Source organism: Xanthocytophaga flava (assembly GCF_030068545.1).
GTDB lineage: Bacteria > Bacteroidota > Bacteroidia > Cytophagales > 172606-1 > Xanthocytophaga > Xanthocytophaga flava.
Window position 1 is genome coordinate 31,726 of record NZ_JASJOR010000042.1, and the last position, 22,005, is coordinate 53,730.

At 40.0% G+C, this 22,005-nt stretch carries 13 protein-coding genes; 11 read left to right on the plus strand and 2 right to left on the minus strand.

What is annotated here, in order from left to right:
• The first annotated feature begins 118 nt into the window (after window positions 1-118).
• From QNI15_RS35330 to QNI15_RS35345, 4 genes are all read left to right on the plus strand, one after another.
• Window positions 119-841, plus strand: coding sequence for a carboxypeptidase-like regulatory domain-containing protein (locus QNI15_RS35330; RefSeq protein ID WP_313991895.1), 723 nt, complete (start codon window positions 119-121; stop codon window positions 839-841).
• Complete coding sequence (locus QNI15_RS35335) at window positions 841-1,884, plus strand: transglutaminase domain-containing protein (protein WP_314036588.1); 1,044 nt, start codon at window positions 841-843, stop codon at window positions 1,882-1,884. Before QNI15_RS35330 ends, QNI15_RS35335 begins: the two co-directional genes overlap by 1 nt.
• 452 nt (window positions 1,885-2,336) lie before the next feature.
• Window positions 2,337-4,454 (plus strand): M48 family metallopeptidase, encoded by a 2,118-nt coding sequence (locus tag QNI15_RS35340; protein WP_314036590.1) that lies wholly within the window; start codon window positions 2,337-2,339, stop codon window positions 4,452-4,454.
• A gap of 516 nt (window positions 4,455-4,970) precedes the next feature.
• Window positions 4,971-7,100, plus strand: coding sequence for a HEPN domain-containing protein (locus QNI15_RS35345; protein ID WP_314036592.1), 2,130 nt, complete (start codon window positions 4,971-4,973; stop codon window positions 7,098-7,100).
• An 81-nt stretch (window positions 7,101-7,181) separates the two neighbouring features.
• Here QNI15_RS35345 and asnB read toward each other — a convergent pair whose 3' ends face one another.
• On the minus strand, window positions 7,182-9,098 hold the full coding sequence (gene asnB, locus QNI15_RS35350) for an asparagine synthase (glutamine-hydrolyzing) (RefSeq protein ID WP_314036594.1): 1,917 nt from the start codon (window positions 9,096-9,098) through the stop codon (window positions 7,182-7,184).
• Between the two features lie 161 nt (window positions 9,099-9,259).
• Between asnB and QNI15_RS35355 the strand changes: the two genes are divergently transcribed.
• Window positions 9,260-9,706: a hypothetical protein gene (locus QNI15_RS35355; RefSeq protein ID WP_314036595.1), complete on the plus strand. Its 447-nt coding sequence runs from the start codon at window positions 9,260-9,262 to the stop codon at window positions 9,704-9,706.
• Window positions 9,707-10,425: 719 nt separating this feature from the next.
• Here QNI15_RS35355 and QNI15_RS35360 read toward each other — a convergent pair.
• Window positions 10,426-11,472, minus strand: coding sequence for an oxidoreductase (locus QNI15_RS35360; protein ID WP_313991877.1), 1,047 nt, complete (start codon window positions 11,470-11,472; stop codon window positions 10,426-10,428).
• Window positions 11,473-11,850: 378 nt separating this feature from the next.
• Here QNI15_RS35360 and QNI15_RS35365 point away from each other — a divergent pair, with 378 nt between their 5' ends.
• The 6 genes from QNI15_RS35365 to QNI15_RS35390 all read left to right on the plus strand — a co-directional run bounded on the left by QNI15_RS35365 (window position 11,851) and on the right by QNI15_RS35390 (window position 21,911).
• Complete coding sequence (locus tag QNI15_RS35365; protein ID WP_313981120.1) at window positions 11,851-13,104, plus strand: efflux RND transporter periplasmic adaptor subunit; 1,254 nt, start codon at window positions 11,851-11,853, stop codon at window positions 13,102-13,104.
• A 78-nt stretch (window positions 13,105-13,182) separates the two neighbouring features.
• Window positions 13,183-13,860 (plus strand): ABC transporter ATP-binding protein, encoded by a 678-nt coding sequence (locus QNI15_RS35370; RefSeq protein ID WP_313981118.1) that lies wholly within the window; start codon window positions 13,183-13,185, stop codon window positions 13,858-13,860.
• A 154-nt stretch (window positions 13,861-14,014) separates the two neighbouring features.
• A complete protein-coding gene (locus QNI15_RS35375; RefSeq protein WP_313981116.1) occupies window positions 14,015-14,284 on the plus strand; it encodes a hypothetical protein in 270 nt (89 codons plus the stop codon).
• A 96-nt stretch (window positions 14,285-14,380) separates the two neighbouring features.
• A complete protein-coding gene (locus QNI15_RS35380; RefSeq protein ID WP_314036597.1) occupies window positions 14,381-16,771 on the plus strand; it encodes an ABC transporter permease in 2,391 nt (796 codons plus the stop codon).
• Between the two features lie 273 nt (window positions 16,772-17,044).
• Window positions 17,045-19,438, plus strand: a complete 2,394-nt coding sequence (locus QNI15_RS35385) for an ABC transporter permease (protein WP_314036599.1) — start codon at window positions 17,045-17,047, stop codon at window positions 19,436-19,438.
• 94 nt (window positions 19,439-19,532) lie between these two features.
• Complete coding sequence (locus QNI15_RS35390) at window positions 19,533-21,911, plus strand: ABC transporter permease (protein WP_314036601.1); 2,379 nt, start codon at window positions 19,533-19,535, stop codon at window positions 21,909-21,911.
• Window positions 21,912-22,005 lie beyond the last annotated feature (94 nt).

The following is a 22,005-nucleotide window of genomic DNA, read 5'->3' on the forward strand; positions in this document are numbered from 1 at the left end:
TTCTCAGACTTTTAGTATAATCATAGTTTAGAGATCCATAAAATCATAGAATTTCTACAATATATTTTATGGAATTTGTGTGGATCAGGCATCTTCTATGAAAAAACCTGGTCTTTTTATGAAAAATACGATCTCCTTATCTATCGCCAATCCATGTACTGAAAAATGGGAACATTTTACACCTACCTCTCAGGGTGGCTTCTGTGGTTCCTGTAGTAAAAACGTAATTGATTTTACCCAAATGAGTGATCAGGAGGTACTGGATTTTTTCAAAAACAAACCAGCCTACACCTGTGGCCGCTTCCGCCCAGATCAGTTGAAAACCTATACCGTAAAAAATAGGTCTGTTACCCGTCCCCGCCGAAGCCTGGTTCAGGCTGGAGCTTTGGGTTTACTATTGCTTTTTGCAGACAAGCACGGCTATTCTCAAAACCTGGCAGAAAAAACATTTACATCTGTTCAGTTACCACAAGAACATACTGGAAAAGACATCTCAGATAATCCTGGTTATACAATAAGAGGTATAGTAAAAGGAGATAATAATGAACCACTTCCAGGAGTAAGTATCGTTCTGAAGGGCTCCTCTGTGGGTACCACAACTGATGCGAACGGAAAATTTCAGTTTCCTAAAGACCTAAAAGAAGGAGATGTTTTGACTTTCAGCTTCATTGGATACGAAATGCGGGAATATGTTATCACTAAAAATACACCAGCTACCTTTGAAATGACTTTATCTCTTGATAGTGTAACTTTAATGGGTGCAGTAGCTGTAAATGACCACTATAAAGCCAAACCATCTGGTCTCAGTAACTTCTGGCAAAAGGTAAAGTCTATATTCTGATGATTGCTTTTTCCTGGCTTCCTGTAAAGAGTACCCTTCTTATAGTATCCTGTTGCTTCTGTTTTTCTTTCAATCTGAAGGCCCAGATTACAGATGATAAAGCGAATGATTTTGCCAAGGCAGATAGTATGGCTGCTCTGTATCCCAATCATTCGCTTATCAACTTAAAAGAACTGGCAGATAAACTCACCAACCCTCTGGATACGGATGTAGATAAGTTCAGAGCTATTTTCAGATGGGTATGTGACAACATTGAAAGCGACTATAGCTTCTATGTAAAAAATAAAGCGAAACGGGAGAAGCTAAATGATAAACCAGAAGAACTTGAGCAGTGGAATACACAATCCAATCCTTATTTCTTCCGACGACTACTGCATGATCATAAGACCATTTGCTCCGGCTATGCTTATCTGGTTAAAGAACTCTGTTTTCAGGCAGGTATTACCTGTAAAATAATAGATGGTTATGGACGAACCGTTGATGCAAACATTGGTGGTACAGGCATACCCAATCATTCCTGGAATGCCGTGTATCTTGCCAACCAATGGTATCTCTGTGACGCCACCTGGTCTAGTGGGGTGATTGATTCGGAACAAAAACAATTTATCTCTCAATTTGATGAAGCCTATTTCCTGGCTCCTCCGGCATTGTTTGTTCGCAATCATTATCCATTGGATACCGTCTGGACTTTGCTGAAAGAAAAACCGACATTACACCAATTCCTAAATGGTCCTCTCATTTATAAAAAACTATTTCCATATAATGCTTTACCTGTTTACCCGGAAACGTTTACTGCTACAGCCACAAAGGGAGAAAAGTTTTCTTTTCGTTTTAATAAAGGAAGCGGTCTGGAAATAAAAAAAGTAGAGCTACAGCTTGTACAGGGCAGCCGAACAATTTCTGTCAATCCGAAACTATACACAGACGCTGAAGGACTTACTACAATAGATTATGTCTTTGCCCACAAAGGAACGTATGTAGTACACATACTTTTTAATGGAGATTATGTATTTACTTATACAGTTACTGTTTCAAGCAGATAGATGCTAAGGGGTAAGAAGGGTCGGATGCGGGTAAGTTGCGGGCAAGATCTAAGTGATTGATAATCAATGCGGGTAAGAAGGGTAAGATGTTTAGAGCGAAACGGTAGCAGAAGAATAGGAACAGAAAGGGTTAGTATATGCTATATTTAGTATTTTCTTTTTATATTATATATATAACACACGTAGACTAGAAAATATTCTTACCCCTTCTTACCCTAGCTGATTACCAATGGCTTACATCTGACCCGCAACCGACCCGCTTCTTACCCTTCTGACCTCGTACAGAGTAGCCATGAGATATGCAATCCTATATCCGTTTCTTCGTAATTCATAACTCACAGTAACTTAACAAAAAAGTACATTCTTACATACTCTTTTTTTTTTCTACATATATTTACATCCGTTGCTATTTTGGTATTAAAAGCGAGTTATCAATTTTACTACTAAAATACATGTCTCTGTTTTACCCACCCTCTCCTCAGAATGTACCCCCTTCATTGACACAACCATCCAAAGCCTATGCTGCCAATATTGGCAAAGTAATGGTAGGTATTGTGCTCTTTATCTTACTATACATTCTTCTACTTGTGGCCTCTGTCTTTATGCTCTATTATGGAGTTATAGTAGGCCTTTTTATCATTTCCCTACGCGTTAATTTACTAACTATAGGAGCTGGTGGGGGTATAGTAGCGTTAACCGTTATGTTCTGCTGGTTTCTGATTAAGTTCATCTTTAAAACCCGACACAACGAAAATCCACAACGGGTAGAAATTTTCGAAAAAGACTATCCTGAGTTATTCACCTTTATTTATCAGGTCGCAGCCGATGTGAAAGCACCCAAACCCAAAAGCGTGTTTCTGAGTCCGGATGTCAACGCCTGCGTGTTTTACAACTCCAGCTTTTTAAGCCTTTTCTTTCCTGTGTCAAAAAATCTTGAAATAGGTTTAGGACTGGTAAATTCACTAAATATAAGTGAGTTTAAGGCTGTATTAGCTCACGAGTTTGGTCATTTTTCACAGCGTAGTATGAAGCTGGGTAGCTATACATACACTGTCAATCACATTCTGTATGATTTGATCTATGAATATGATAACTGGGATGCTACGCTTGTCAAGTGGGCAGAGGTTGGAGGCGTATTCAGCTGGTTTGCAGTTATAACGTTCCGCCTGGTTCAGGGTGTTCGCTGGATTTTACGCAAGGCATTTGAACAAATAAATCTGGCCTATATGAGCCTTTCCCGCGAAATGGAATACCACGCAGATTCAATAGCTGTTAGCCTGGCGGGTTCGAAAGCCATTAGCAGTGCATTACGCAGAATCCAGTTTGGTAGTTCGGCTTACCAATCCACCATACATCAACTGAACCGTCTGGCAGAGGAGAAAATTCATACTAACAATGCCTTTGTGAATCACAAAGGTATGATTGCTTATCTGGCAAATGCATTTCAACTACAACAGGTTGACGATCTTCCAGTTATCAGTGACGAGATGCTGAAAAAACATACCCAGGCATCACGTGTGTATATCAAAGACCAATGGGCTTCTCACCCAAGTTTATCAGAACGTGAAGCCAATATTTTCAGAACACCTGTAGATACGGTCATTGACCAACAATCTCCCTGGGTTCTGTTTGGCAACGTAGAAGCCATTCAACAAAGACTAACCAAATTGCTGTATAGCACAGAAATTTCTGAAGCAGAAAAGGGTGAAGAAAAGCAGGCAGATGAAGCTCAGAAAATGATTATGGAATATATACAGAAGGAACAGCCAGATCCAATGTATAATGACTATTATGACAATCGTTATCTGGAAGTATTTGATGTAGAGACATCATTACAAAACACAACATTGTCTGTGCCTTCCAGTATTGATCAACTCTTTAGTGACGAAATAAAAGAGAAGATAACTTCATACAACAATAACCGAAACGACCTGGATATACTAGCCAATCTACGTGATGGTCATACACAAGCTCGCACCTTTGATTTTGATGGAAAGAAATACCACGTTTCTGACAGTAACCATTTATTTACTCAATTAGAGCAGGAGGTACAAGAGCAGCAACAATGGATGCAGCGTCAGGATGAAACTGTATTCCGATTTTATTATCTCAAAGCATTAGAGCAATCTCAGGAACAAGCCGATGTATACAAACAGGCCATGAAGAATCATCTGGAGTTGCAGACTTTCTTTCGGAAACTGATGGATTTTCGCTCCCGATTACAAATGGTACAGTACTGGGCATCATTGCAACAACACTGGGTAGAAGATAACTTCAATCAACTCAAGGAAGAGACTATTTCATTGCATGGCAATCTGGAACAAATACTGCTGGATTCAGAAAAACTGGTTCAGCCTGCAGCCAATCCCAACCAGGTTACGTTGCGCTTACAACTGCTTCAAGAGCCTCTAACGAATGTACTTACTGACTTTACAGGAGAGGTGTACAATCAGTTTATACATCAATCCTATGATATACTGGGCAAAGGCAGTGAAGTATTTGACCAATCGTTTAAACATCTGATGACTGTACAAAAGGATATTCTTACTCAATCTGTGATTTCGGCCTAACGAATTCTATCTGAAAGAAAGTATTTTTCAAATTCTGGATATTAGACGTATCTATCAGTATAAGATCCTATGCTCTATTAAAAGCATAGGGTCTTATGTTTGAAAATCTTTCCATCTTCGTTATCTCAGACAAAAGCATTGTATAGTATACCTATGGAGAAGTCTAAAGAGTTTTTTGTTTTTTATTGCTTAAATTAAATTTTTCTCATAACTTATACTTTCTCTATCCCATTTTCTTAAAAAAAATGGATAGATATTTTGTTTGCACATAAAACCTCATTAAGTTTATAGACTAAATAGAAACATGAAACTAGTAGTAGAAAATATATATAAGTCCTGTTGTTGTCCTGAGTTGTCATAGCAGGGCTTGCTATCCAATATTTTATATTCTAACACAAGCCCTTTGCCATTGTAAAGGGCTTATTTTTTACTAGTGCTATCAACAAACAAAAGTCTTCGAACAGAAGTGACAGTTTAAGTAAATGCAATTCATAACATCCCAATTTTTATAGTATCATGCAAAGTTTCCGAACCGAACTGGAGAACCCGCTGGTTGAAAAAGAGATCATAGATCTGGAAAAAAAGATCGCGCTTTTTCGTGAAGGAAAAATCCACGATGAGAAGTTTCGTAGTCTACGGTTGGTACGTGGTATATACGGCCAGCGTCAGCCCGGTGTACAGATGATCCGTATCAAATTGCCATTTGGCAAAATGACTGTCAAGCAGATGCTACGGATTGCTGATGTATCTGATGAATATGCAACCGGAAATATGCACCTGACTACCCGTCAGGATGTCCAGATTCACTTTGTAAGTCTGGACAAAACACCTGAGTTATGGGCAAAACTAGCACACGATGATATTACAATCCGTGAAGCTTGTGGTAATACCGTTCGTAACGTAACAGCCTCTGCCAATGCCGGCATTGATCCGGAAGAGCCGTTTGATGTATCACCCTATGCAGATGCGATGTTCCGGTATTTCCTTCGGAATTCTATCAGTCAGGAACTAGGTCGTAAATTCAAAATAGCATTTTCAAGCAGCGATAAAGATACAGGCTTTACCTTTATGCACGATATCGGCCTGATCCCAAAAGTAAAGATCGAAAATGGCAAAGAAGTTCGCGGTTTTAAGGTAATGCTTGGCGGAGGATTAGGCGCACAGCCTTATCTGGCGTTTGTGGCCTATGAGTTTCTGGAAGAAGATAAATTTATTCCTTTTACAGAAGGGGTAGTACGTATCTTTGACCGATATGGAGAGCGGAACCGCCGTCACAAAGCCCGTCTTAAGTTTTTGATTGAAGAGCTAGGCTTTGAAACCTTCATGGAACTGGTAGCTCAGGAACAAAAGGCACTGAAAAACAAATCTTTTCAGGTCGATACCACAGCGGTAGGCCAGCCAGAACCGGCTCCTGAAAACAATATTCCGGAAAGTGCTAAATCGCTGGACATTGCTCAGGTTACGGCTACAAAAAAATACAAAGACTGGTATGCAACCAACGTATTCGAGCAAAAGCAAAAAGGATTTTATGGTGTACAAATCAAAGTACATCTGGGAGATATTCCTACTGTGATAGTTCGCAAGCTGGCTCCTATTGTAGAGACGTATGCAGCAGATGATGTTCGGGTAACTGTTAACCAAGGTTTACTATTAAAATATGTGCGTCCGAAATACCTACCCTATGTATTCGCAGCTCTGGACGAAATTGGCTTGGCAGAACCAGGATTTGACAGTACAGCGGATGTGACTGCCTGTCCGGGAACAGATACCTGTAACCTGGCAATCTCCAGTAGTACCGGTATCAGTGCAGAACTGGAACGTGTAATGAACGAAGAGTATCCGGATCTGATTCACAACCAAGATATCAAAATCAAGATCAGTGGCTGTATGAATGGTTGTGCTCAGCATAGTGCCTGTCAGATAGGTTTCCACGGAAGTTCTGTAAAGAAAGGTGCGGCCGTATTACCAGCTCTTCAGGTGATGCTGGGTGGTGGTATAGAAGGAAATGGAATAGGAAGTATTGGTGACAAGGTAATAAAAGTTCCTAGCCGTCGTGGTCCGGATGTATTGCGTTGGTTAATCAATGACTACGAAGCTAATGCAGCGGATGGTGAATATTTCAACAACTATTACCGCCGTCAGGGTAAAGACTACTTCTATAAACTGCTGAAACCGCTGGCTAATCTGGATAACCTGTCTCCACTGGATTATGTAGACTGGGGGAAAACAGAAAACTTTGAAACAGCAATTGGTGTAGGAGAGTGTGCGGGTGTAGTAATTGACCTTGTATCAACCTTATTCTACGAGTCTGAAGAGAAATTAGCCTGGGCTAAGGAAGCCTTCGAATTACAAGCTTACGCCGACAGCATCTATCATAGCTATGCCGCTATGGTTAGCTCTGCTAAGGCATTTCTGTTAACTCAGAATGTAAACTGTAACTCACAGCATGGCATTATGAAAGATTTTGATACACATGCTGTCCAGACAGGTACCATTACACTACCTACTGATTTTAAAACCTATATCCTGCAAATCAACGAAAATGAACCATCTGAAGCATTTGCCACAAGCTATATGCAGGATGCCATTCGTTTCCATGAGCAGGTTGTAGCTGCCCGTCAGCGTATGATCATGCAGGAAGCATAATATCTAAGGTAAGACAAAAAAAGAGGCTGGGAAGTATACTTTCCAGCCTCTTTTTTCTGAGCTATTCCCATGTTCCACTATCTATTTAGCTACTGAGACCCCAATATTTTTCTTCCACCAGTATTGAAATACAATCAATCCCCAGATACGGGCATGCACATCTTCCGGATTAGAGGAAAAGAGCTTCTCTTTCAATTTGCGAATCTCTGTTACCGAGAAGATGCCTTGTTCAGCAATGAAGTCGTCATTCAACAGGTCGTTGGTAATCAAACTTTTCAGCTCATTACGCATCCATTTTAGCAAAGGAACTTCGAATCCATGTTTAGGACGTTTGTATAGTTCGGACGGTAATTCATTCCGGAAGGCATCCTGCACAATTTTTTTCTTCATTCCACTATCAATTTTGTAGCTGGTAGGCAATGAAAAGGCAAATTCTACCACTGTATAATCCAGAAACGGATTACGTACTTCCAGACTGTTTGCCATACTCATCATATCTACCTTGGTCAACATATCGTTGGTGAGCACCAGATCTACATCCGTAAGCAGAAAATCATTAAAGTCTTTGTCTGTGAGCAGGTGTTGCAAGGAAGCTTTCCTGCGAGTATTCAGTTCCTGTTCAGTCTTTTCAGACTCGGGTAAGTTAAGTAATGCACTCGCCTGGGCTTCACCTGTAAATGTAGCCATACGCCAGTACCGATCACTAGGTGACATGGCTGTAATCTCTGCAAACTTTTGTAGCTGGCGTACCTTATTACCCAATGCAGAACTACGGGACTTAGGCAATGCATCCCATAGACCTTTCAACCCGGCAATGACACTATTCTGCCACCCTCCTTCTCTCACACGAAACTCTGCTGCATGTTTGTTGTAACCAGCAAATATCTCATCCGCTCCGTCTCCACTTAAGGCAACAGTTACTTTCTTACGTGTACGTTTACTCAGAATATAGACTGCCAATGCAGAAGAGTCAGCAAAAGGCTCATCAGTGTAATCCAGCATGTCATACAGTCCGTCCAGCAAATCGTCATTGCTGAGTGAAAACACAGTATGGTTGGTGTTAAACTTCTTAGCTACCAGATTGGCATACTTGGTTTCATCAAAAAATGGTTCATCCCGATAGCCAATAGAAAATGTATTGAGGTGCTGTGTATGTCGTGAAGCCAGAGCTACAATCACAGATGAATCTATCCCACCAGAAAGGAATGCACCCAAAGGCACATCGGCAATCATACGACGTTGTACAGAAGCATCCAATAGTGAAGCAAGATCCTTTTGTGCTTGTTCGTAGCTGCCTGTATACGTTTTCCTGGATTTAACTTGTTCAGGCAGATTATACCATTGTTTTACGGAAACTTCTCTGCCTTTGATCTTTATAAAATGTCCGGGCATAAGCTTCTTTACATCCTTAAAGATCGTATTGGGAGCAGGAATATAGTTAAGTTGCAGGTATTGTTGCAGTGAAGCATAATCCACTTTCTTTGGGAACCCAAACACAAACAAAGCCTTCATTTCAGATGCAAACAACAAACGATCTTCATCTACTGTATAAACCAGCGGTTTTACTCCAAAACGGTCTCTGGCAATAAACAGACTTTCATCCTGTTTGTCATAAATCGCAAATACGAAAAAACCATTCAGACGATTCAGACAACGTTCGCCCTCACGCTTATATAGTTGCAGCAGTACTTCTGTATCTGAAGTGGACTGAAATGACACGCCATGTTGCTCAAGCTCTTTCCGCAGTTCCAGAAAGTTGAAGATCTCTCCATTGAAAACGATAGTATACCGTTCTTCGTCATCTGTCATGGGCTGATTGCCTCCACTGCTGGTATCAATAATAGATAACCGCCGATGCCCGAGTCCTACATAATTATGTGTAAATGTATTGCCTCTGTCAGGCCCTCGCAGGCTTAATGCCTCTGTAGCATTCCATAGATTAATATGAAAAAACCGACCTATTTCATTAAATGCATAAACACCTGTAATGCCACACATACAATTTCAGATTTGTGATTGTGATAGAGTATCCATGCAAGATACGTAGAAAGTGTGAAATGGGATGTGTAATTTTAGGGTGTATCTTTCTTCCAGTCTGTTATCAGACAATTTTTATATTTATGCGAAATGTTCTTATAGGCAAATTTAGTTTTTCTTAGATGTCAACTACCATCCTACACCTTATTCCATTCGACCCATCTCATGTACCTACAAATACCAAGCAACAAACTACAAAGGCATTACTCAATATCTTATTTCCTTCTAAAGAAATTGAATTAGTAATAACAGAAGAAACTATATTCATTGATTCAGGACAATATTTTACCAACGTTCATTGTCATTTGTGTGGTGATGTAGTTAAAATAGAAATATGGCAGGATGCAATGGATGCAGCATATAATACTAGATTTAGAGATCTAACATTTACTACACCATGCTGTAGCAGGGAAACTTCACTCAATAGTTTAGACTATAAAATGCCATCAGGTTTTTCAAGGTTTATGATAATTATTCGAGATCTGGAAACAGAATTATCTATACAAAATCTTCAACAGATTGAGAAAGCAATGGGATGTCACTTGAGAGAAATATGGACACGTTACTGAAAAACATTTTGACTACTTTCAATAATGATTCGAAATCTGTTCAACCATCCTCAACAAAAATGTTTATACTGGTTAGTAGATGAAAATGCTTTTGACCATTATTCGAATCATTTCTCTTTTTGACCTAAATAGTGATCACTTCATAAAAATATTCGAATAATGGTCAATTTTTATTTTGACCTAAACTCTGTTCACTTTATGTTTTTGACCGGAGTTTAGGTCATGTCTGTTAATGACTGGAAATCCAGTTAAATTTTTAAAATATCAGAATGCTGATAATTGCAGAACATAATCAGTATTCTGATTGTCTACAAACAAAAACATGAGTCATCCCGAATTTTGAGTAAAGAATGCTATTGAGAAAGGATAATACATGTCACAAAGAGAGTTGTGATGCCTTCAATCGTGTGTGGTAGTGAAGGTGCGTTGGCATTCTTTTCTCCGCGAGGTTGGCCTTTGGCCTGCGGGCGGAAGGATCGGAGAAAAGTGCCCTTTTTTGCGGCTAGCACACATCCTGGCCCAACAAATTCTCATTTATTGTCCTTTTTTGGGCAAGCAAAAAATGAAGAAGTCACAAGAAGAGTAATGTAAGTGACAATAGACAAATGAGGAGAGATTAATTCTCAAAAATTAACCCAAGACCATATTTTCAAAAACATAGGCTTGGGTTTTACTCTCATCTAAAATCCAAGATGATTCATGTTTCCTATTTTCATACATTACAGATCTATAGTTCGTTTTTCCTGATGACTCTGATAAGCAGCTTCAATAATCTGAATTATCTGAAGAGCTTCTTCTGGCTTTACATCTAGTGGAGCATTATGAACAATGGCATCATACACATTTTCATAGAAATGCCGGTAATTACCTGCCAGAGTTTCTATTTTGCTTTTATAATGCAGTCCATTGTAAGTAGTATTTAGTACACCCCATTCACTTTCCGGCTCTGCTCCCCAGTTAGGTTCCAGTGGAAGGCGGCCTGCTTTCAGTGCATCTTCCTGCGGATCAATACCCCATTTTAAAAATGAACCGTCTGTACCATGCAATATATAACGAGGTCCCTGTTCACGCACCAGATAACTGGATTTCAGAATAACCCGAATATCTGAATAATGGAGTATCAGATGATAGCTGTCATCAATACTACTTCCAGGGCGTTGTGCCCGGAGTTCTGCGGTTACAGCCTGAGGCATCCCAAACAAGACAAGTGCCTGATCAATCATGTGTGACCCCAGATTGTATAAAATACCTGATCCCGGACCAGTTTCTTCCTTCCAGGTATTGGCTTCTACATAATTTCGATACCGGTCATAATGGCCCTCAAACTCCACCAGTTTACCCAGCAGATTTTGTTTTACGACTTGTTGCACCGTCAGAAAATCACCATCCCACCGACGATTCTGAAACACAGTAAGTACCCTGTTTTGCTGTTTTGCCAGCTCTATTAGCTTTCGGGCTTCTTCTTTGGTAACAGTAAAAGGTTTTTCAACTACCACATGCTTATTAGCCTGAAGAGCCTGCTTACACATTTCAAAGTGGTGTGCATTGGGTGTATTCACTACAACCAGTTCTATGTTTTGGTCAAATAAGATTTCATCCCATGTTTTTACTCTTACAGTTTCCGGGAAATCGGTTTTCGACTTCTCTGAAGTACGTTCTACAATCTTTTTGAGCCAGAAGCCACCAAGTGATTTGAGTAAAGGACCATGAAAAACCTTACCAGACATTCCGTAGGCGGCCATACCTACCTGTATAATTTTATTCATAACAATATCTGTCATTTATATACCTGCGTTCTGAGTGTATTTTTTCTGTTTGCAATAAGACATTGCAAGCTAAGTGATAATGAAAGTTTTCCAAATAAACCCCTTCACTTTCTTCTTTATAATCAAGCATGTATAACCTTAAATATATAGGTCTATCTCAGCAAAAAGATCCGTTTAACCAGTTTGTTCAAACAATCTGTTACACCACTGTCCGCTTTCGGACATGCTTGTTCGCAGTCGAACAAATATATAGCCTTTAAAGTGGCTAATTTCGCACAAAAACGGTCTTTTTATTTTTGGCACAGCAATTGGCATTAGTCTTACCAACAGAATAACTTAGAATCATACTTACTAATTACCATAAATTTCTATTACGTCATGGATCGCAAGATTGAAAAAAAGAAGTGGACGCCAAAAAAAATTGCTTACATCGGGGCTGCATCCTTATTTGGAGTCTTTGCTATATATAGCCTTCTATTCGCTAACAATAAATCGAAACTGAATGTAGAATCAGATAAAATCACAGTTTCTACTGTTTCGAAATCTGCTTTTACAGAGACTATCCCGGTGACAGGAGTAGTACAACCTCTTAAGACAATTCGTCTGGACGCTATTGAAGGTGGTTATGTAAACCGCAAGTATATGGATGGTGGTAATATGGTAAAAAGAGGTGATACCATTCTGCAATTACAAAACCACCGTCTGATGATGGACTTTGTAAACCATGAAACAGAGATGTATCGTTTGATCAACGAGTTACAGAATACACGATTAACACTGAAACAAAAACGTTTTGAACTGCGTCGGACATTATCAGAGTTGGATTTCAAAATTGGTCAGGCAAAGGATCTGTATGAAAGAAATAAGAAACTGGTAAAAGACAAATTAATTTCTGAGCAGGATTTCTTTAAATTTAAAAATGATTACGATCAACTGGTAAGACAACGTGAAATTGAAATAGAATCACAGGAATTCCAGGAACAAAACGCTGTAACTCAGATCAAACAACTGGAAGGAACACTAGCTCGCACCAACCGTAACCAGAAAATGATGCAGGATAACCTAAGCAACCTGTATGTAAAAGCACCTGTAGCTGGCCAGCTTTCTACGATAGATGTAGAAGTAGGTACAAACATCAATGCCGGTCAGAACATTGGTCAGATTGACGACTTGAATGGATTCAAAATGCGTGCACAGATAGATGAGCACTATATTTCACGAATATATCTCGGCTTGAGAGGAGAATTTGACTTTAACGGAAAAACCCACGAACTTACTATCAGCAAAATATTTCCTGAAGTAAAAAATGGACGTTTTGAAGTGGATATGATCTTTACCAAAGGAGCACCGGAAGGAATCAAACGTGGTCAGTCGTCTCCAGTTCGCCTGGAATTGGGTAAAGCAGAATCAGCTATCTTATTGCCAACAGGAGGATTCTTCAGTACTACAGGTGGTAACTGGGTATATGTACTGGATGAAAGTGGCAAACGTGCTACCAAACGTAATATTACTTTAGGCCGTAAGAGTCCGGAATACTATGAAGTACTGGAAGGTTTGAATGTAGGAGAGAAAGTAATCACATCTTCCTATGAAAACTTCGGAGACAACGAAGTGCTGGTACTGGATAAATAAAATCAGACACCTGTGCTTTGTTTCAGAGCACAGGTAAAACATAAAATCATTCACTCATTTCTATATTTCTGCACTCACATGATCTCTACCCGAAACCTGAAGAAAGTATTTACGACTGACGAAGTCGAAACCACTGCGCTCAACGGAGTTAGCATGGAAATTAACGATGGCGAGTTTGTTGCCATGATGGGACCATCTGGTTGTGGCAAATCAACCCTGCTAAATATCCTGGGCTTGCTCGACAACCCTAGTGAAGGCGAATACCATTTCTTCGGACATGAAGTAGCCAAAGTATCCGAACGCGAACGTGCCAGATTACGGAAGGGTTCACTAGGTTTTGTATTCCAAAGCTTTAACCTGATTGATGAACTTACAGTATATGAAAACGTGGAGCTACCATTGTTGTATCTGAAAGTTCCTGCCAGTGAACGTGTGAAGAAGGTAGAAGAAGCACTGGAGCGTATGAATATGATGCACCGTCGCAACCACTTCCCGCAACAGCTTTCCGGTGGTCAGCAACAGCGTACCGCCATTGCCCGTGCCGTGGTAGCGAATCCAAAACTGATATTGGCCGATGAGCCTACAGGTAACCTGGATTCGGTAAATGGTGAAGAGGTAATGAAATTATTGCGCAGCCTGAATGAGGCGGGAACCACTATCATAATGGTGACTCACTCACCCTACGATGCAGGCTTTGCACACCGAACTATTAACCTGTTTGATGGTAAAGTAGTAACTGAAAACTTCCACGTATAATATATTTTCGTTTATAGTTGGTCATTAGACTCATAAGGATTCCCACGCCAGGGAATCCTTGTTGCGCAACATACCTTTCTTGTCCTGAAAGGCTTTTGCAATGGCTACTGTAAACTGCGAGGTCGGTAGTTTCACTATAAATGTACATCCAATTATGGCACACATCGCAGTCCCAATTCCTTCGCTTCCAGGCAAGCAGGATATTGAAATCGAAGTCACTATCAATGGTCAAAAACAGCAACTTCAGTATCGGGTAGAACTTTTCTATTGGGAAGACTGTCACATACCGGTCATTGATCGCGCCGATTGCATTAAACAAATGCTTGCCAAATACGACCAGGACTGGACTCTGTATTACATTGGTACCCCGACAGATGAGTTTGTTCCTATTACTTTCCGCAAGAAAGGAGTCGCAGTATTGTAGACATTTACACAACAGGTATTTTCTAAACACATCACTTCCACTTCAAAAACGAAGTGGAAGATTCTTTTTTACCCATATTAAAACCATCTTATCGGAATGATACGAAACTATGTAACTATTGCATTAAGAAATTTATGGAAGAATAAAGCTTTTTTTCTGATTACTGTCTTTGGCCTGTCTATAGGTCTTACATGTTGTCTGATGATCAGTTTATATGTCCAGCATGAGTTAAGCTATGATAACTTTCACCAGAATCGTGATCGGATTGCACGTGTGGTGATGGAGTATAAAATGGGCACAACCGTAACAAAAGTAAGTGTGACAGGAACCAAAGTAGCCCCTGCCTTTAAAAGAACTTTTCCTGAAGTAGAGTCAGGTGTCCGATTGATGAAATATGCGTCTGTTCTAAAGTATGAAGATAAACTCTTTGAAGAACAACAGTTTCTTTTTGCAGATTCTACCTTTTTTGATATATTCTCTTTTCCTCTGCTACAAGGTAATCCGAAGACAGCACTGGCAGGACCCGATAAAATTGTACTTACCGAAGCCTCTGCTAAAAAATACTTTGGCAATACAGACCCTATCGGTAAAATATTATCATCCGGAAAGAAAGATTATATGGTTACGGGTATAGTTGGAAATGTTCCATCCAACTCACAGATACAGTTTGAATTCGTAGCTTCCTTTGCCTCCCTATCCGCTGCTACAAAACCGGAAACCTGGTTTAATGCCAACTACACAACCTATTTTTTACTAAAAGATGCACATGCAATCCAGACACTTCAGTCAAAGATTACGCCATACATGAAAACTCAGGCAGCAGAAACAGGTGCTACAGATGGAAATTATCTTACCTATGAACTGGAGCCTCTTACCAGGGTACACTTACATTCCGAAGTTGGTGGTCTGGAGCCTAATAATAGCATTACCTATATCTATATCTTTGGTGCTATCGTATTCCTGATTCTGGGTATTGCCTGCGTCAATTATGTAAACCTTACCACTGCCCGCTCACTGGAACGTGCCCGCGAAGTTGGTATGCGCAAAGTACTTGGAGCTGTACGTCATCAGCTTTTCTGGCAATTTATTGGTGAGTCTGGTATTATTACCAGTGTCTCTATTCTTTTAAGTGTAGGACTAACAGCTCTTTTGCTTCCCTACTTTGCTGTATTGTCAGGACAATCTATCTCACTGAGTGTACTGGCTCAGCCTACCACGTTGGTTGGACTGGTGCTAGCCGGAGTCGTGATTAGTCTGCTTGCGGGTAGTTATCCGGCATTATTACTTTCCAAATTTCAGCCTATCAAGGTTTTAAAAGGTGATTACAAAACATCTGGTTCGGGCTTATGGCTTAGAAAGTCGCTTATTGTCTTTCAGTTTGCGATTTCTATCTTCCTGATCATCGCAACCTTTACCATTCAGGGGCAACTTACCTTTATTCAAAACCGAAAGCTGGGTTATAACAAAGACCATATACTTGTGTTACCTTCGGATGGTAAGATCCAAAAGAGTATCTCAACCATTAAAACAGAATTTAAACGCAATCCTAACGTTCAATCTATTACACTTGCCTACGAAACCCCTACCTTTATTGAAGGTGGATATAGTATGCGGAGACCGGATATGCAGGAGTCACAAAGCATGTATGTAACCGCTATCCCTGTAGATGAGGATTTTGTGAAAACGCTAGGATTGCAAATCATTGCCGGGAGCAATTTTTCAGAAACAGACATGAATGATGTGTCAGGCGATGATTATGACAAATACAGGTATCACTACATTGTCAATGAATCCGCAGTAAAAGCATTGGGTTGGAAGGTAGACGAGGCAATAGGAAAACGTATGGTTTTGAATAAAGAAGGAGAAATAAAGGCAGTAGTGAAAGATTTTCATTTTGCCTCTATGCACCAGAAAATTGAGCCTCTGGTAATTTTTCCGCAAAAAGAAAGCTATGGTGTTATGATGGTAAAACTGTCGGGCCAGCAACTACCTGAAACAATAGAGTTTATCAAAGGAAAATGGCAGGCACTAGCACCTCACTACCCTTTTGAATACCACTTCCTGGATGATGAATTTAATCAGATGTATAGTTCTGAGCAGCGGACTGGTAAGATATTCACGTTGTTCGCCTCTCTGGCTATTGTGTTGGCCTGTCTGGGCTTGTTTGGACTGGCAGCTTATACAGCTATACAGCGCACCAAGGAAATAGGTATTCGCAAAGTATTGGGTGCTTCTATAGGGGATGTGGTTATGTTGCTTTCCAGAGATTTTGTCAAACTTGTATTTATTGCATTCCTGATTGCCACCCCTATAGTCTGGTATGCTATGGATAAATGGCTGCAGGATTTTACCTATCGGATAAATCTCTCCTGGTGGATATTTGCAGCTGCAGGTATACTGACAATGATTATAGCTTTATTGACGGTAAGTTTTCAAGCTATCAAGGCAGCTATTATCAATCCGGTGAAATCACTACGAAGCGAATAAGTCGATTAATTTATACTGCAACGATAAAAGGATTGGGCATTACCCAATCCTTTTTTTATACTATTGACTTCTAAATAAAATGTATAAAAAATGAAAACTATTTATACATTTTAGTGTACGTAACTGAACAATGAATGTTCGGAAATGGACACTTATTTCGCCTGTATATACAAATCCAGGGTCTGTATATCTCAAGATTAGCCTTTTTTAAATTTGGTAAGCTGTTTGCAACAGATCTTCACGAGATAAACAAACACTAGCACATTCAAGACTATGCTACGCAACTACTTCAAAATTGCTTTGCGAAACCTGCAGCGCCACAGAACGTATGCGACTATTAATGTCCTTGGTCTGGCATTGGGCATTACCTGCAGCATTCTGATTTTTGCGATGATCAAGTATCATCTGAGCTTTGATACCTTCCACACCAAGGCAGACCGAATCTATCGCATGGTTACAGAATTTCATGGTGAAGAAATGGGATACACACAGGGAGTACCTGCTCCGGCAGGAAAGGCTTTTCGGGAAGATTTTACCTTTGCAGAAAAAGTAGCCCGGGTGACAGCTTTTCATGATGCGTTGATCTCTATTCCTTCCTCAAAAACAAATAAGAAATTTGAAGAAGAAGCAGGAGTTGCATTCACCGAACCTCAATATTTTGATATACTCGATTTTCCTTTCCTGGAAGGAGATAAAAAAACTGCCTTGACTCAACCTAATTCAGCTGTCATTACACAAAAACTGGCAGACAAATATTTCCCAGGTGAGAATGCTATTGGTAAGGTAATCCGCTTTGATAATAAGCTGGATTTTAAGATTACCGGAATACTACAGGATCTACCTCCTAACACCGACCGTCGTCACGAAATTTTTCTTTCCTACTCCAATCTGAAAGATCAAAGCAAATTCCTTGCAGCGGATGATAGCTGGGGTGGTGTGTACAGCGATCTGCAATGTTTTGTCCTTCTCAAACCAGGAGTTACAGAAGCAACAGTAGAAAAGGCGCTACCAGGTATGTCTAAAAAATATTATAAAGGAAAAGATGCAACCGGATTTCAATTCAGATTACAACCAATAGCCGACATTCACTTTAATCCCAATATGGATGGGTATGTCGAAAAAAAGAATCTGTGGGCACTGGCCTGGATAGGTGTATTTCTGATCATTACTGCATGTGTTAACTTCGTGAACCTGGCAACAGCTCAGGCCTTAAATCGTTCAAAAGAAGTCGGGGTACGCAAAGTACTGGGAAGCCAGCCAGCACAGTTATTCTGGCAATTCATCTCAGAAACTGCGCTAATTTCTTTTGTAGCTATTCTTATAGCCTATTTACTGGCTAACCTTGCACTACCTTATATAAACGGATTGTTTGAGAGTCAACTGTCTATCAATCTCTTTCAGGATATTTATCTGTCTGTCTTTCTGTTTATTTTGCTAGGTGTGGTGATTTTTCTGTCAGGGTCGTATCCGGGCCTGGTACTCGCTGGCTTTCAACCTATATTAGCTTTAAAGGGAAAAATTTCACAAAAACACGTGGGAGGATTTTCTTTGAGACGAATATTGGTAGTATCTCAGTTTGCTATCTCACAAGCTCTTATTATTGGCACTATTGTTATTGCCAACCAAATGCGGTATTCCAAAGAATCCGATCTGGGATTCACAAAAGAGTCCGTTGTCATGTTGCCTGTACCTGTTTCAGACAAGGTAAAGATGAATACCTTACGTACCCGTCTTTCTGAAGTGTCAGGAGTGAACAATGTATCCTTTTGCTTCCAGGCCCCAGCTGCAACCTCTAATAACAATACAGATATCCGCTATGATAACAGACCGGAAGGAGAGAAGTTTGGGATTAACCGCAAAGATGCTGATGACCAATATGTAACGACCTTTGGATTAAAACTGGTTGCAGGACGCAATATTTTTCCATCTGATACAGCACGGGAATTTCTCGTAAATGAGATCTTTGTGAAGAAACTGAGTCTTAAATCTCCTCAGGATGTAATAGGTAAACCCATAAGCGTGAATGGAGATCATCAGAAAGGCATTATTGTGGGCGTAGTAAATGATTTCTACAACTATTCTTTCCGTACAGATATTAGTCCAATTTGTATAATGTCTGTTTCCGACATGTATAATAACTGTGCTGTTAAGATACATCCTGCCAATATAAAATCAACGCTGGCAGCTATGGAAAAAGTGTGGAATGAAACCTATCCTGAGTATGTATACAGCCATTCCTTCCTGGACGAAAAAATTGCAGAATTTTATGCACTGGACGATATCATGCTCCAGCTTATTCAAGCCTTTGCGGGGATTGCAATCTTTATTGGCTGTCTGGGTTTGTATGGACTGGTATCATTTATGGCCGCACAAAAAACCAAGGAAATCGGTATTCGCAAGGTATTGGGAGCTACGACAGGCCATGTATTGTGGCTATTTGGAAAAGAATTTGTCAGACTGATTGCCATAGCATTTGTCATTGCAGCGCCCTTGGCATGGTGGACAATGAACAGTTGGCTTCAGGACTTTAAGTACAAGGTATCCATTGGACCTGACATCTTTGGGATAGCGATTGGCTTCACAGTCCTAATTGCCACACTAACAGTAAGCTATCGATCTGTAAAAGTTGCTCTGATGAATCCAACCCGATCATTGAGAAGTGAATAATTATTTTCTCTGAAGCAACTCCTAACTCAGATAGTGCATCTAAGTTAGGAGTTCTTTATTTTAAAATCTGACCCTTATACTAACTGCTCTATCTATGCTGTATAACTATATCATAACCACTTTCCGGAATCTGAGTAAAAATGTGGTTTACTCATTTCTCACCATTTTCGGGCTGGCAGTAGGACTAACTGCAGGTCTTATGATGCTGCTCTGGGTACAGGATGAATTGAGTATTGACTCGTTTCACAAGAATACACCAGACATATATCTGATAGCAGCCAACTTTAAAATAGATGGTAAGACACAAACCTGGGGAAATTCACCTGCACCCATAGCGTCATTTGGCAAACGGGAAATTCCTGAAATAAGTGATGCTATTCGTACTACGCGCATCTGGAATACTACTCTTTTCCGTTTTCAGGAAAAGGTATCTACAGAACACAATGGCATCTACGTGGATCCTGGATTTTTCAGTGTTTTTGATTTTCCACTTATCAAAGGCAATGCAAAAAATCCTTTTCCCAATAATCGATCTATTATCCTTACAGAAAAGATAGCTGAGAAGTATTTTGGGGCAGATGATCCAATGGGAAAAATCATTCAGGTAAACGACAAAGACAATTATGTGGTAAGTGGTGTTATTGATAATATACCTGCTACTGCCTCCCAAAGTTTTCGCGGAGAGTGGTTCATGCCGTTTATAGTGGTTGATGAACGGTACGACCGTAAATATGAGCCCAATGGCATGGAGGGAGATTGGGGAAACTATAACTATATAACCTGGTTTTATCTGAAATCCGGTTCCTCACCTGAAAAAGTAGCACAGAAGCTGACAAAGATACATCAGAAAAACCAACCCAATGCATTTACAAGCAATATGCATTATTCGTTTCTGCCACTTTCAAAATTTCATTTGTATAATGCAGATGGGACAGAGGCAGGTATCCAATCTGTACGGATTTTTACGATTGTAGCTATTGTCATTTTACTTATCGCCTGTATTAATTATATCAACTTATCTACAGCCCGTGCTACTAAACGTGCCAAAGAAGTAGCCGTGCGTAAAGTGATTGGTGCCAATACAATTCAGTTATTCCGTCAGTTTTTGGGTGAGTCAGCCATGATTTTTGTTATAGCTTTATTCCTGGCATTAGTGTTCATCTTTCTGCTGATGCCAGTTTATAATCAGATTGCTGACAAGCAAATGACGTTCAATCTGTTTAACCCTACCATTCTGCTTATACTAGGAGTCACCTTTGCCGCTACATTATTCGTTGCCGGAATTTATCCATCTATCCTGTTGTCCTCATTCCAGCCGCTACAAATTATGAAAGGCAAATTTTCGGTAGGAGGAAACAATGCTGCATTCCGCAAGATACTGGTAACCATACAGTTTACACTTTCCATTACTATGATAATTGGAACCATCATTGTTGGCAGACAGCTTTCCTATATTCAGAATAAGGAACTTGGATACAACAAGGAAAATATCCTGCAGTTTAGCTTGCGTGGTGAAATGTATAAACATCTGGATGCGATTAAGAATCAGCTAAATAAGAAACCTGAAATAAAGAAAGTAGGATTTGCCAGCCAGAACATTGTGTCTCTTGGAAGTTCCTCTGGTGACACCGACTGGGAAGGAAAAGAACCCAAACGGGAGTTTATTATCAATCAGCTATCTGGTGATAAAGATTTGTTTGACCTACTTGGCCTCCAACTGGTAGCTGGAGAGGGATTTTTCAATACTCCAGCTGATTCCGGGCGCTATATTCTGAATGAAACCGCTATCAAACGTATGGGTATCAAAGATCCTATTGGCAAACGATTTTCCTTTCATGAACGCAAAGGAATCATAGCAGGTATAGTGAAAGACTTTCATTTTGCGTCTATGCATCAGAAAATTGAACCTGTCATATTTTTTTACAATCCTAACTGGTGGCAAATAGGGTGCGTCAAAACCACGTCACAGGACGCATCAAAGACTATTGCTGCTGTAGAGAAGATCTGGAAGCAATACAACCCAAATTTTGAATTTAAGTACACATTTATGGATGAAGAGTTTGACCAACTATACAAAACCGAACAACGCATCAGTACACTCTTCAATATTTTTGCAGGCATCGCCATCTTTATTTCCTGTTTGGGTCTATTTGGACTGGCAACCTACACAGCCGAAACCAAAATCAAGGAAATTGGTATTCGTAAGGTATTAGGGGCTTCTGTCACACATATTGTGGCTATGCTTTCCAAAGACTTTATACAATTGGTGGTACTGGCATTTGTTATCGCTTCGCCATTAGCCTGGTACATTATGAATCAATGGTTGCAGGATTTCGCCTATCGGATTGATATTCAATGGTGGGTGTTTATAGTTGCAGGTGTACTGGCGTTAGCAATAGCCTTGTTCACAGTAAGTTTTCAAGCAATAAAAGCTGCATTAGCCAATCCGGTGAAGTCTTTACGAAGTGAATAATGAATTTTTAGTATGTAAGGTAAAAGGGATTGGGGAATACCAATCCCTTTTGCTTTGTACACTATCTTAAGGATGTACGTAACTGGACAATGGT